The sequence below is a fragment of the Streptomyces flavotricini genome, from assembly GCF_020639365.1.
Lineage (GTDB): Bacteria > Actinomycetota > Actinomycetes > Streptomycetales > Streptomycetaceae > Streptomyces > Streptomyces flavotricini.
Genome location: NZ_JAINUL010000001.1, coordinates 3187843 through 3199779 on the forward strand (window position 1 = coordinate 3187843; position 11937 = coordinate 3199779).

9 protein-coding genes are annotated in these 11937 nt (G+C 72.1%); 6 read left to right on the plus strand and 3 right to left on the minus strand.

Annotated elements, in window-relative coordinates; translation table 11 throughout:
* Positions 1-45: 45 nt before the first annotated feature.
* Together K7B10_RS14080 and glgB are read left to right on the plus strand one after the other, a co-directional pair.
* On the plus strand, positions 46-1491 hold the full coding sequence (locus K7B10_RS14080) for a maltokinase N-terminal cap-like domain-containing protein (protein WP_229336402.1): 1446 nt from the start codon (positions 46-48) through the stop codon (positions 1489-1491).
* Positions 1488-3770 carry a 1,4-alpha-glucan branching enzyme gene (gene glgB, locus K7B10_RS14085; protein WP_229336403.1) on the plus strand — a complete coding sequence of 761 codons (2283 nt, stop codon included), beginning with the start codon at positions 1488-1490 and terminating at the stop codon, positions 3768-3770. The genes K7B10_RS14080 and glgB overlap by 4 nt, the downstream gene beginning before the upstream one ends.
* Here glgB and trxA read toward each other — a convergent pair.
* Both trxA and K7B10_RS14095 read right to left on the minus strand, forming a co-directional pair.
* A complete protein-coding gene (trxA, locus tag K7B10_RS14090) occupies positions 3760-4116 on the minus strand; it encodes a thioredoxin (RefSeq protein WP_229336404.1) in 357 nt (118 codons plus the stop codon). The genes glgB and trxA overlap by 11 nt on opposite strands.
* A gap of 14 nt (positions 4117-4130) precedes the next feature.
* Positions 4131-4526: a MerR family transcriptional regulator gene (locus K7B10_RS14095; RefSeq protein WP_030857249.1), complete on the minus strand. Its 396-nt coding sequence runs from the start codon at positions 4524-4526 to the stop codon at positions 4131-4133.
* A 335-nt stretch (positions 4527-4861) separates the two neighbouring features.
* Between K7B10_RS14095 and K7B10_RS14100 the strand changes: the two genes are divergently transcribed.
* Positions 4862-5554: a helix-turn-helix domain-containing protein gene (locus K7B10_RS14100; protein WP_229336405.1), complete on the plus strand. Its 693-nt coding sequence runs from the start codon at positions 4862-4864 to the stop codon at positions 5552-5554.
* Between the two features lie 141 nt (positions 5555-5695).
* Here K7B10_RS14100 and K7B10_RS14105 read toward each other — a convergent pair whose 3' ends face one another.
* On the minus strand, positions 5696-6721 hold the full coding sequence (locus tag K7B10_RS14105) for an ATP-dependent 6-phosphofructokinase (RefSeq protein ID WP_229336406.1): 1026 nt from the start codon (positions 6719-6721) through the stop codon (positions 5696-5698).
* Positions 6722-7023: 302 nt separating this feature from the next.
* Here K7B10_RS14105 and pta point away from each other — a divergent pair, with 302 nt between their 5' ends.
* From pta to pyk, 3 genes are all read left to right on the plus strand, one after another.
* Positions 7024-9117: a phosphate acetyltransferase gene (gene pta / locus K7B10_RS14110; RefSeq protein WP_229336407.1), complete on the plus strand. Its 2094-nt coding sequence runs from the start codon at positions 7024-7026 to the stop codon at positions 9115-9117.
* A 68-nt stretch (positions 9118-9185) separates the two neighbouring features.
* Entirely contained in the window at positions 9186-10403 is a 1218-nt protein-coding gene (locus tag K7B10_RS14115) for an acetate kinase (protein ID WP_229336408.1), read from the plus strand.
* Positions 10404-10464: 61 nt separating this feature from the next.
* Entirely contained in the window at positions 10465-11895 is a 1431-nt protein-coding gene (pyk, locus tag K7B10_RS14120; RefSeq protein WP_229336409.1) for a pyruvate kinase, read from the plus strand.
* The last annotated feature ends 42 nt before the right edge of the window (positions 11896-11937 follow it).

An 11937-nucleotide genomic window follows, 5' to 3' on the forward strand; every position in this document is an offset into this window, starting at 1 on the left:
ACACTCTCCGCATTCTGTGACGGCCCGGGGAAAGGACGCGACGCCATGTCGGAGGCTGCATCCGCCGGGACGACGAGCACGACCGGACTCAGTCCGCTGGAGCCGATGCTCCGGGACTGGCTGCCGCTCCAACGCTGGTTCGCCGGCAAGGGGCGGCGCATCGGCCGGCTCCGGATGATCTCGGCGGCGGACCTGTTGCCGCCGGGCTCCTCCCCGCGGCTCGTCCACCTGCTGCTGGACGTCGACGGCGACTGCTACCAGCTGCTGCTGGGCGTGCGCCCGGCCCTGCCGCCCGCGCTCGCGCCCGCGCTGATCGGGCGGCCCGAGCAGGGCCCGTACGCCGGCCAGTGCGTGTACGAGGGGCTCGGCGATCCGCGGCTGGCGGCGCTGCTGCTGGAGCGGTTGCGCGCACCCGGCACCCTCGGACCGCTGCGCTTCGACCGCGACCCGATGGCGCTGATCCCGGCGGCGCTCGCCCCCCGGCCGCTGTCCGGTGAGCAGACCAACTCCTCCTTGATCTACGGGGATTCGTACATCCTGAAGGTGTTCCGGCGGGTCGGCCCCGGGGTCAATCCCGATCTGGAGCTGCCGAGAGCGCTGGCGGCCGCCGGATGCGCGCGCGTCCCCGCGCCGGTCGCCTGGTACGAGGCCGCACTGCCCGGTGGAGAACCGTTGACCCTGGGCGTCCTCCAGCCCTATCTGCGCGGCTCCGACGACGGCTGGCAGCTGGCGCTGGGCCGGCTCCGCGCCGGGGCCGACTTCACCGCCGAGGCGCACGCGCTGGGCCGGGCCACCGCCGAGGTGCACAGCGCGCTCGCCGACGCGCTGCCCACCGTCGCGCTGGGCCCGGAGCAGACGGCCCGGCTCGCCTCAGGGATGACGGCCCGGCTGGCGGCCACCGCCCGCGAGGTGACCGCGCTGCGGCCGTACGAGGCGGGATTGCGCGGGGCGTTCGACGCACTGGCCGCCTCCCGCGGGGCCGGGGTGCCCGCCCAGCGGATCCACGGGGACCTGCACCTGGGCCAGACCCTGCGCACCGCCGACGGCAGCTGGGCGCTGATCGACTTCGAGGGCGAGCCGGCGCGGCCGCTGGCCGACCGGCGCCGCCCCGAACCCGCCGTCCGCGACATCGCCGGGATACTGCGCTCCTTCGACTACGCCGCCCGCTCCCACCGCCCGTTCGCCCCCGCCTGGGCGGACGCCTGCCGGGCCGCGTTCTGCGAGGGCTACGCCCGCACCACCGGCCGGGACCCCCGCGAGGACCTCGTCCTGCTGCGCGCGTACGAGACCGACAAGGCGGTGTACGAGGCGCGCTACGAGTCCCGCCACCGCCCCGACTGGCTGCACGTCCCGATGGCGGCCATCCGGCGGCTGGCCGTCGGCGCGGACCGGGGGTTCGGCCGGACGCAGCCGGGCGCCGCCCCCGGCGAAGGCTTCCCTTCCCTCTCCCCCCACCCCCGCCCGCAGCCGCCTAGGAGGCCGCACACGTGAGCCCCGCCCGTCAGTCATCCTCGACCACCCCGCCGCCCCCGCCCCCGGCTCCGGCCGCGGCGCGCAAAGCACAGGCACCGCGCGCCCGGCGGGCTCCCGCGCACGGGGTGCGGCCGGCGCCCGCGCTCGGGGCCGCGGACCGGGCCCGGCTGCTGGAGGGCCGCCACCACGACCCCCACGGGGTGCTGGGCGCCCGGACCCAGCGGGGCGGGGTGTCCTTCCGCGTGCTGCGCCCGTACGCCAAGGCGGTGACGATCGTCGCCAAGGGGCTGCGGGCCGAGCTCCACGACGACGGCGACGGGCTGTTCTCGGGTCTGCTGCCGCTGGCGGGCGTGCCGGACTACCGGCTGCTGGTCGCGTACGACGAGGACGAGATCGAGGTGCACGACCCGTACCGTTTCCTGCCCGCGCTCGGCGAGCTGGACCTGCACCTGATCGGCGAGGGCCGGCACGAGGAGCTGTGGACGGCGCTCGGGGCCCGGCCGATGGAGCACCAGGGCGTGGCCGGCACCCGGTTCACGGTGTGGGCGCCGAACGCCCAGGGGGTGCGGGTCACCGGGGACTTCTCGTACTGGGACTCGGTCGCGTACCCGATGCGCTCGCTGGGCGCGAGCGGCGTGTGGGAGCTGTTCCTGCCGGGGGTGGGCGAGGGCACGCTGTACAAGTACGACATCACGCGGCCGGACGGCAGCCACACCCTGCGCGCCGACCCGATGGCCCGCGCCGCGGAGGTCCCGCCGGCCACCGCCTCGGTGGTCACCACGTCCCACTACGAGTGGCAGGACGAGGAGTGGATGGCGCGGCGCGGGGCCCGCCCGCCGCACCAGGCCCCCTTCTCGGTGTACGAGCTGCACCTGGCCTCCTGGCGGCCGGGGCTCTCGTACCGGCAGCTGGCCGAGCAGCTCCCCCCGTACGTCAAGGAGCTCGGCTTCACCCACGTCGAGCTGATGCCGGTCGCCGAGCACCCCTTCGGCGGCTCGTGGGGCTACCAGGTCACCGGTTTCTACGCGCCGACCTCGCGGATGGGCGGCCCGGACGACTTCCGCTTCCTCGTGGACGCGCTGCACCGGGCCGGGATCGGGGTGATCGTCGACTGGGTGCCCGCGCACTTCCCGCGCGACGAGTGGGCGCTCGCCGAATTCGACGGCCGGCCGCTGTACGAGCACCACGACCCGCGGCGGGCCGCGCACCCGGACTGGGGGACGCTGGAGTTCGACTACGGGCGCAAGGAGGTCCGCAACTTCCTCGTCGCGAACGCCGTGTACTGGTGCCAGGAGTTCCACGTGGACGGGCTGCGGGTGGACGCGGTCGCCTCGATGCTCTACCTGGACTACTCGCGCGGCGAGGGCGAGTGGGCGCCGAACGAGCACGGCGGGCGGGAGAACCTGGACGCGGTGGCCCTGCTCCAGGAGATGAACGCGACGGTGTACCGCCGCTGTCCGGGCGTGGTGACGATCGCGGAGGAGTCCACGGCCTGGGAGGGCGTGACCCGCCCCACGGACGGGGGCGGGCTCGGCTTCGGGCTGAAGTGGAACATGGGCTGGATGCACGACACCCTGCGCTACGCGTCGAAGGAGTCGGTGCACCGCAAGTACCACCACCACGACATGACGTTCGGGATGATCTACGCGTACAGCGAGAACTACGTGCTGCCGATCTCGCACGACGAGGTGGTGCACGGCAAGGGCTCGCTGGTGTCGAAGATGCCCGGGGACTGGTGGCAGCAGCGGGCCATACACCGTGCGTACCTGGGCTTCATGTGGGCCCACCCCGGCAAGCAACTGCTGTTCATGGGGCAGGAGTTCGCGCAGGGCTCGGAGTGGTCTGAGACGTACGGGCCGGACTGGTGGCTGCTGGACTCCTCGTACGCGGCGGCCGCCGACCACCGGGGTGTGCGCGACCTCGTGCGCGACCTGAACCGCACGTACACGGCGGCGCCCGCCCTGTGGGAGCGGGACTCCGTGCCGGAGGGCTTCGCGTGGGTGGACGCGGACGCGGCGGAGGACAACGTCTTCGCGTTCCTGCGGTACGCACAGGACGGTTCGCAGCTGCTGTGCGTGTCGAACTTCTCGCCGGTGGTGCGGCACGGCTACCGGATCGGCGTCCCGGAGGAGGTGCCGTGGTGGCGGGAGGTCCTGAACACGGACCTGGAGCAGTACGGCGGCAGCGGCGTACGCCATCTGCAGCCGCTGCGCCCCGAGCCCGTGCCCGCGCAGGGCCGGCCGGCGAGCCTGCGCATGACGCTCCCGCCCCTGGCGACGGTCTGGCTCAGGCCGTGACGGCGCCCGCGCCGGTGACCTCCTCGAGCTCCTGAAGGAGCTTGCGCTTGGCGCGGGCCCCGACCATCTGCTTCACGGGCTCGCCGTCGCGGAAGACGAGCAGGGTCGGCATGGACAGCACCCCGTACCGGACGACGGTTGCGGGGTTGCCGTCCGCGTCGATCTGCACGACCTTGAGGCGGTCGGCCTCCTCGGCGGCGACGGCGGAGATCACGGGCGCGAGCTGCCGGCACGGGCCGCACCAGTCGGCGGTGAACTCCACGAGGACGGGCCTGCCGCGCTCGGCGAGCACCTCCGCCTCGAAGTCCGCGTCGGTCACAGCGGCGACACCCTTGGCGTGGATCATGTGGTTCCCCTCTTCTACGGTCCGGTCATTTCACAGCGCGGCGACGCCGCCTCTCCGGCGGCGTCCTCGGCGGCGGCGAGCTGCCGCGCGACCTGTTCCCGCACGTCGGCGAGCTGGCCGATCAGCCCGTCGAGCTCGGCGAGCTTGCGCCGGTAGACGGCCAGGGACGCGGGACAGGAGTCCCCGGCCGGGTGGCCGGCGCGCAGGCAGTCGACGAACGGGCGGGTCTCCTCCAGCTCGAAGCCGAAGTCCTGGAGCATGCGGATCTGGCGCAGCAGCCGCAGGTCGTCCTCGTCGTACGTGCGGTAGCCGTTGCCGGTGCGGCGCGCGGGCAGCAGGCCGCGCGACTCGTAGTACCGCAGGGTCCGCGTGCTGGTCCCGGCCCGCTCCGCCAGTTCGCCGATTCGCATGCCCCGACCGTAATCCTTGACGCCGACGTCAAGGCAAGGAGCGGATCCGGGTGGGGGTGGGGCCCTCGCCACCCCCGTATGCGAGGGCCCCGACATGGATCACGCTCGGGGCCGGACTCCGGTTCAGGAGGGGGTGCGGATGATCGGTGAACATCGTGCGGAGGGGTTTCGCGCGGTCGGCCGGAACCGTAGGCTGGCAAATGGATCTAGCACCGTTCCGATTACCGGACGGTCGCCGGGAAACTGGCCAGCAGCGTTGAACTCCATAGGACGTTCCTACGAGTTCTGGGCTTGTTTGAACGGTCTGTAGTCGCCACCCCTTGGGCACTCCTACGGTGTGCCCTGTGCACTCCAGCCCTCCCTTCAATGCCCCCGCCGCGCGTCGCCTCCGCGCAGCCCTGGGCATGGCTCCCGGTCATGTCGCCTATGGCCTGCGCGCCCAGTACGGACTGACCGTCGAGCCCGAGACCGTGATGGCCTGGGAGCGCGGTGAGATTTCGCCGAGTTCCGCCGAGCTCACGGCGCTGGCCGGCGTCCTGTGGTGCGCCCCCGGCGAGCTGCTCGCCGAGCCCGTGACCCTGCGGGAGCACCGGATGGCGCGCGGCATGGCGGCGGACGACCTGGCCCGGCGGATCGGGCTGGAGACGGCGTCGTACCAGAAGATGGAGGACACCGGGCGCTGGAAGGGAAACGAGCGGCAGTCCGTGGCCCTGGCTCAGGTGCTCGGGCTGTCGCTGGCCCAGTTCGTGGCGGCGACGGGCAAGCAGGACGAGCTCGCGGAGCTCCTGCGCAATGCGGTGACCACGCGCTGGCAGGCGTACGTGAAGCCGCTGGCCAAGCTGCTGCCGGTGCCGAAGCAGCACCTGGAGCCGGTCCTGGAGCGGCTGCACGGGGAGTACCAGTCGAAGATGGTGGCCACCTTGAGCTGGGGCGGCGCCGCGGGCGAGGCCGGTACGGGCGACGCGGGCCGCCAGTTCCTGGCCGACATCGTGACCCACTTCTGGTCCTACGCCTCCGGACCCCGTTAGGTCCCGCGGAACCGCGCGGACCGTCGCGTGCGCGAACGGCCCCGACCGCGTCCCGCCGTGGACGCGACCGGGGCCGTTCGCCTGCGCGGGTCGGGTCGAAGGTCCCGCCCGGGCGGGGCGCAGGGCCGGGGGGCGGGTGGGTCAGAAGACCGATTCGGCCTCGTACATGCGGGCGTCGGGGACCGTCTTCAGTTCCGTGACCGCCTCGGCCAGGGGGGCCATCACGATGTCGGTGCCGCGCAGGGCGGTCATGTTGCCGAAGTCGCCGCGGTGGACGGCCTCCACCGCGTGCCAGCCGAAGCGGGTGGCCAGGACGCGGTCGTAGGCGGTGGGAGTGCCGCCGCGCTGGACGTGACCGAGGATGACCGGGCGGGCCTCCTTGCCGAGGCGGTGCTCCAGCTCGACGGCCAGGCGGTTGCCGATGCCGGCGAAGCGCTCGTGGCCGTACTGATCGATGGCGCCCTTCTTGTACGACATGGAGCCCTCGGCCGGGTGCGCGCCCTCGGCGACGCAGATGACGGCGAACTTCTTCCCGCGGGAGAATCGTTCCTCCACCATCTTCACCAGGGCGTCCACCTCGAAGGGGCGCTCCGGCAGGCAGATCCCGTGGGCGCCGCCGGCCATGCCGGACTCCAGGGCGATCCAGCCGGCGTGGCGACCCATGACCTCGACGACCATCACGCGCTGGTGCGATTCGGCGGTGGTCTTGAGGCGGTCGATGGCCTCGGTGGCGACCATGACGGCGGTGTCGAAGCCGAAGGTGCGGTCGGTGGAGGAGATGTCGTTGTCGATGGTCTTCGGCACGCCGACGACCGGCATCCCGGCGTCCGACAGCATCCGCGCGGCGGTCAGGGTGCCCTCGCCGCCGATCGGGATGAGCGCGTCGATGCCGTAGCGCGTGGCCAATTCCTGGGCGTTCTCGGCGGCTTCGTGCAGCCGCGCGCGCTCCATGCGGGCGGAGCCGAGGATCGTGCCGCCGCGGGCCAGGATGCCGCTGACCTCGTTGATGTCGAGGGGGCGGTGGTGGCCGTCCAGGAGGCCCTTGAAGCCGTCCTCGAAGCCGATGACTTCGTCGCCGTGGCCGACCAGGGCGCGGTGTACGACCGAACGGATGACAGCGTTCAGGCCCGGGCAGTCGCCGCCTGCGGTGAGAACTCCGATACGCATCGTGCTGTGTCTCCTGCTCCTGGTCGTACCGGGCCGTTCGCGTGCGGGCGGACGGCCGTACATCTGAAGGGCGTCGTGTTCGTCATGGTGAAGCCTGTCCGATTGTTCCACGGGCCGGGGGTGCGGCGCGTTCCGCGCCGCTCCGTCCACCAGGCCTTTCGACCCCCCGGAACAGGCCTTTCCCGGCGGGCGCCCTATCTGTCCGCCGAGGTATTGTCAAGAGGTCAGGCCCACCCTAACGGGGAAAAATCCACCACTTCCACCACATCCACGACAGCCACACGATGGGACGGAGACCACGCGTGACGCGCAGCGTGTACGTGACCGGTATCGAGCGGGGGGACGGCCGTCAGGTCGTCGAGCTGGGGATCATGGAGCTGCTGACCCGCCAGACGGCGCGGGTCGGCGTCTACCGGCCGTTGCTCCACGACGGACCGGACCGGCTCTTCGACCTCCTGAAGGCCCGCTACCGGATCGACCAGGACGCCCGGGCGGCCTACGGCATGGAGTACCACGAGGCCTCCGCCATCCTGGCCGAGAAGGGCACCGACGAGCTCGTGTCCCGGCTGGTGGACCGCTACCACCGGGTGGCCCGCGACTACGAGGTCATGCTCGTCCTCGGCACCGACTACGCCGATACGAACCTCCCCGACGAGCTGGCGCTCAACGCCCGCCTCGCCAACGAACTGGGGGCCGTCGTGGTGCCCGTCGTCGGCGGCACCAGGCACCCCGCCGAGGCCGTGGGCGCCGAGGCCCGCAACGCCTTCCGCGCGTACGAGAGCCTCGGCTGCCACGTCGTCGCGATGATGGTCAACCGGGTGGCCGCCGAGGACCGGGACGGCATAGCGGAGCGGCTGGCCGCCCGACTGCCCGTGCCCTGCTACGTGCTGCCGGACGACAAGTCGCTCTCCGCCCCGACCGTCGCCCAGATCACCCGGGCGCTCGGCGCCGAGGTGCTCCTCGGGGACGACGCCGGGCTGGCCCGCGACGCCGTGGACTTCGTCTTCGGCGGCGCCATGCTGCCGAACTTCCTGAACGCCCTGACCCCCGGCTGCCTGGTCGTCACCCCCGGGGACCGCGCCGACCTGGTCATCGGGGCGCTGGCCGCGCACGCCTCGGGCACCCCGCCGATCGCCGGCGTGCTGCTGACCCTGAACGAGCGTCCGGGCCCGGCCATCCTGACCCTGGCCTCGAAACTGGCGCCGGGCACGCCCGTGGTCTCGGTGGCCGGCAACAGCTTCCCGACGGCCGCCGAACTGTTCTCGCTGCAGAGCCGGTTGAACTCCGCGACCCCGCGCAAGCTGGAGACCGCGCTCGGCCTGTTCGAGCGGCACGTGGACACCGCCGAGCTGCGCGGGCTGCTGTCCGTGGCCCGCTCCGAGCGGGTCACGCCGATGATGTTCGAGCACGAGCTGCTGGAGCGGGCCCGCGCCGAGCGCCGCCGCGTGGTGCTGCCCGAGGGCGGCGAGGAGCGCGTGCTGCGCGCCGCGGACGTGGTGCTGCGCCGCGGGGTCTGCGACCTGACCCTGCTGGGCGAGGAGCAGGCGATCCTGAAGAAGGCCGCCGACCTGGGCGTCGACATCTCCGCCGCGCAGCTCATCGACCCGGCGACCTCCCCCCTGCGGGAGCGTTTCGCCGCGTACTACGCGCAGGCCCGCGCTCACAAGGGCATGACCGTCGAGCTGGCCCTCGACGTGGTCACCGACGTGAACTACTTCGGCACCCTGATGGTCCAGGAGGGGCTCGCCGACGGCATGGTCTCTGGCTCGGTGCACTCCACCGCCGCGACCATCCGGCCCGCCTTCGAGATCATCAAGACGAAGCCCGACGCCTCGATCGTCTCCTCCGTCTTCTTCATGTGCCTCGCCGACCAGGTCCTGGTCTACGGGGACTGCGCGGTCAACCCGGACCCGGGCGCCGAGCAGCTCGCGGACATCGCCGTCCAGTCGGCGGCGACCGCGGCCGCCTTCGGGGTCGAGCCGCGGATCGCGATGCTCTCGTACTCGACCGGCACCTCGGGCAGCGGCGCGGACGTGGACAAGGTCCGCAAGGCCACCGAGATCGTCCGCGCGCACCGCCCCGACCTGCTGATCGAGGGCCCGATCCAGTACGACGCCGCCGTCGAGCCCTCGGTCGCCGCGACCAAGCTGCCCGGGTCGGAGGTGGCCGGCCGCGCCACCGTGCTGATCTTCCCCGACCTCAACACGGGCAACAACACGTACAAGGCCGTGCAGCGCTCGGCGGGTGCCGTCGCGGTCGGCCCGGTGCTCCAGGGCCTGCGCAAGCCGGTCAACGACCTCTCGCGCGGCGCGCTGGTGCAGGACATCGTCACGACCGTGGCGATCACCGCGATCCAGGCGCAGGGCGCGCAGCCCGTGCAGGCGCCCACCGCCTGACCCCTGCCCCGCTCCCCCTCCCCCTCCCGCTCCCGCTCCCGCTCCCGCGACAAGGAAAGACGCCCATCGTGACCACCGCATCGCGCGTACTCGTCCTCAACTCCGGCTCCTCGTCGGTGAAGTACCAGCTGCTCGACATGGCGGACTCCACCCGCCTCGCCGTCGGTCTGGTGGAACGGATCGGCGAAGAGACCTCGCGCCTCGTGCACGAACCGCTGACCGGTCCGGGTGCCGAGGGCGGCAAGCGCGAGCGGCTCGGCGCGATCGCGGACCACGGGGCCGCGCTCCGGGCCGTCGCGGCGGAGCTCGCCGCCGACGGGCTGGGCCTGGACTCCCCCGAACTGGCGGCCGTCGGGCACCGGGTGGTGCACGGCGGGACCCGGTTCACGCAGCCGACGGTGATCGACGACGAGGTGCTGGCGGAGATCCGGAGCCTGATCCCGCTCGCCCCGCTGCACAACCCGGCGAACGTGACCGGCATCGAGGTGGCGCGCTCGCTGCGCGCGGACATCCCGCAGGTGGCGGTCTTCGACACGGCCTTCCACTCGACGATGCCGGAGTACGTGGCCCGGTACGCGATCGACGCCGCGACGGCGGACAAGTACGCCATCCGGCGGTACGGGTTCCACGGCACCTCCCACGCGTACGTCTCGCGGGCGACGGCCGCCCTGCTCGGCCGGCCGGTGGAGGACGTGAACGTGATCGTGCTGCACCTGGGCAACGGGGCCTCGGCCTCGGCGGTGCGCGGCGGGGTGTGCGTGGAGACGTCGATGGGGCTGACCCCGCTGGAGGGCCTGGTCATGGGCACCCGTTCGGGCGACCTGGATCCGGCGGTCGTCTTCCACCTGGCGCGGGTGGGGGGCTTCTCGGTGGATGAGATCGATTCGCTCCTGAACAAGAAGAGCGGTCTGCTGGGCCTGTGCGGCGACAACGACATGCGCGAGGTGCTGCGGCGGGCGGGCGAGGGCGACGAGTCGGCGCGGCTCGCCTTCGCTGCGTACGTCCACCGCCTGAAGAAGTACATCGGCGCCTACTCGGCGGTGCTCGGCCGGGTGGACGCGGTGGCGTTCACGGCGGGGGTCGGCGAGAACGCGCACCAGGTCCGGGAAGCTGCCGTCGAGGGCCTCGCGGAGCTGGGGCTCGCGCTGGACCCGGAGGCCAACGCCGTGCGCTCTTCGCAGCCGCGGCTGGTGTCGCCGGACTACGCGCGGGTGGCGGTGGCCGTGGTCCCGACGGATGAGGAACTGGAGATCGCCACCCAGGCGTACGCGCTGGTTACTCAGTAGTCACTTGGACTTTCCACCAGACGGAATATTCCGCTACGAAACAAACCGATAGGATCCAGTCATGCGCCGTTCCAAAATTGTCTGCACGCTGGGCCCCGCCGTCGACTCGTATGAGCAGCTGAAAGCGCTCATCGAGGCAGGTATGAACGTGGCCCGATTCAACTTCAGCCACGGGTCCCAGGCAGAACACCAGGAGCGGTACGACCGCGTCCGGAAGGTCTCCGAGGACACCGGGCGCGCGGTCGGCGTCCTCGCCGACCTCCAGGGCCCCAAGATCCGTCTCGAGACCTTCGCCGAGGGCCCCGTCGAGCTGGTGCGCGGTGACGAGTTCACCATCACCACCGAGGACGTCCCTGGCGACAAGTCCATCTGCGGCACCACCTACAAGGGCCTGCCGGGCGACGTCGCCAAGGGTGACCAGGTCCTGATCAACGACGGCAACGTCGAGCTGCGGGTGACCGAGGTCGAGGGCCCGCGGGTCAAGACCATCGTCATCGAGGGCGGTGTCATCTCGGACCACAAGGGCATCAACCTGCCGGGTGCCGCCGTGAACGTCCCCGCGCTGTCGGAGAAGGACGTCGACGACCTGCGCTTCGCCCTGCGGATGGGCTGCGACATGGTCGCCCTGTCCTTCGTCCGCGACGCCAACGACGTCAAGGACGTCCACAAGGTCATGGACGAGGAGGGCCGCCGGGTCCCCGTCATCGCCAAGGTCGAGAAGCCGCAGGCCGTCGAGAACATGGCGGCCGTGGTGGACGCCTTCGACGCGGTCATGGTGGCCCGTGGCGACCTGGCCGTCGAGTACCCGCTCGAGAAGGTCCCGATGGTCCAGAAGCGGCTCATCGAGATGTGCCGCCGCAACGCCAAGCCGGTGATCGTCGCGACCCAGATGATGGAGTCGATGATCACCAACTCCCGCCCGACGCGCGCGGAGGCGTCCGACGTCGCCAACGCGATCCTGGACGGCGCGGACGCGGTCATGCTGTCGGCCGAGTCCTCGGTCGGCGCTTACCCCATCGAGACGGTCAAGACGATGTCGAAGATCGTCACGGCGGCCGAGGAGGAGCTCCTCTCCAAGGGCCTCCAGCCGCTGGTCCCGGGCAAGAAGCCCCGCACCCAGGGCGGCTCCGTCGCCCGCGCGGCCTGCGAGATCGCGGACTTCCTCGACGGCAAGGCGCTCATCGCCTTCACGCAGTCCGGTGACACCGCCCGCCGGCTGTCGCGCTACCGCGTGACCCAGCCGATCCTGGCCTTCACCACCGACGTCAACACCCGCAACCAGCTCACGCTGAGCTGGGGCGTCGAGTCCTACATCGTCCCGCACGTGGACACCACCGACGCGATGGTCGACCTGGTGGACGGCGAGCTGCTGAAGCTGGGCCGCCACAACGCCGGCGACACCATGATCATCACCGCCGGCTCGCCCCCCGGCGTCCCGGGCACGACCAACATGGTCCGCGTCCACCACCTGGGCGGCGAGTCCCAGGGCTGACCCCGACGCGGCCCCGGCCTGACCGGGCCGCACCTCTGCCGC

Bases quoted from the DNA above. Each gene is read 5' to 3' on its own strand.
- trxA (WP_229336404.1), bottom strand. From the start codon at position 4,116: ATGATCCACGCCAAGGGTGTCGCCGCTGTGACCGACGCGGACTTCGAG.
- K7B10_RS14105 (WP_229336406.1), bottom strand. From the start codon at position 6,721: ATGCGTATCGGAGTTCTCACCGCAGGCGGCGACTGCCCGGGCCTGAAC.
- K7B10_RS14080 (WP_229336402.1), top strand. From the start codon at position 46: ATGTCGGAGGCTGCATCCGCCGGGACGACGAGCACGACCGGACTCAGT.
- K7B10_RS14095 (WP_030857249.1), bottom strand. From the start codon at position 4,526: ATGCGAATCGGCGAACTGGCGGAGCGGGCCGGGACCAGCACGCGGACC.
- pyk (WP_229336409.1), top strand. From the start codon at position 10,465: ATGCGCCGTTCCAAAATTGTCTGCACGCTGGGCCCCGCCGTCGACTCG.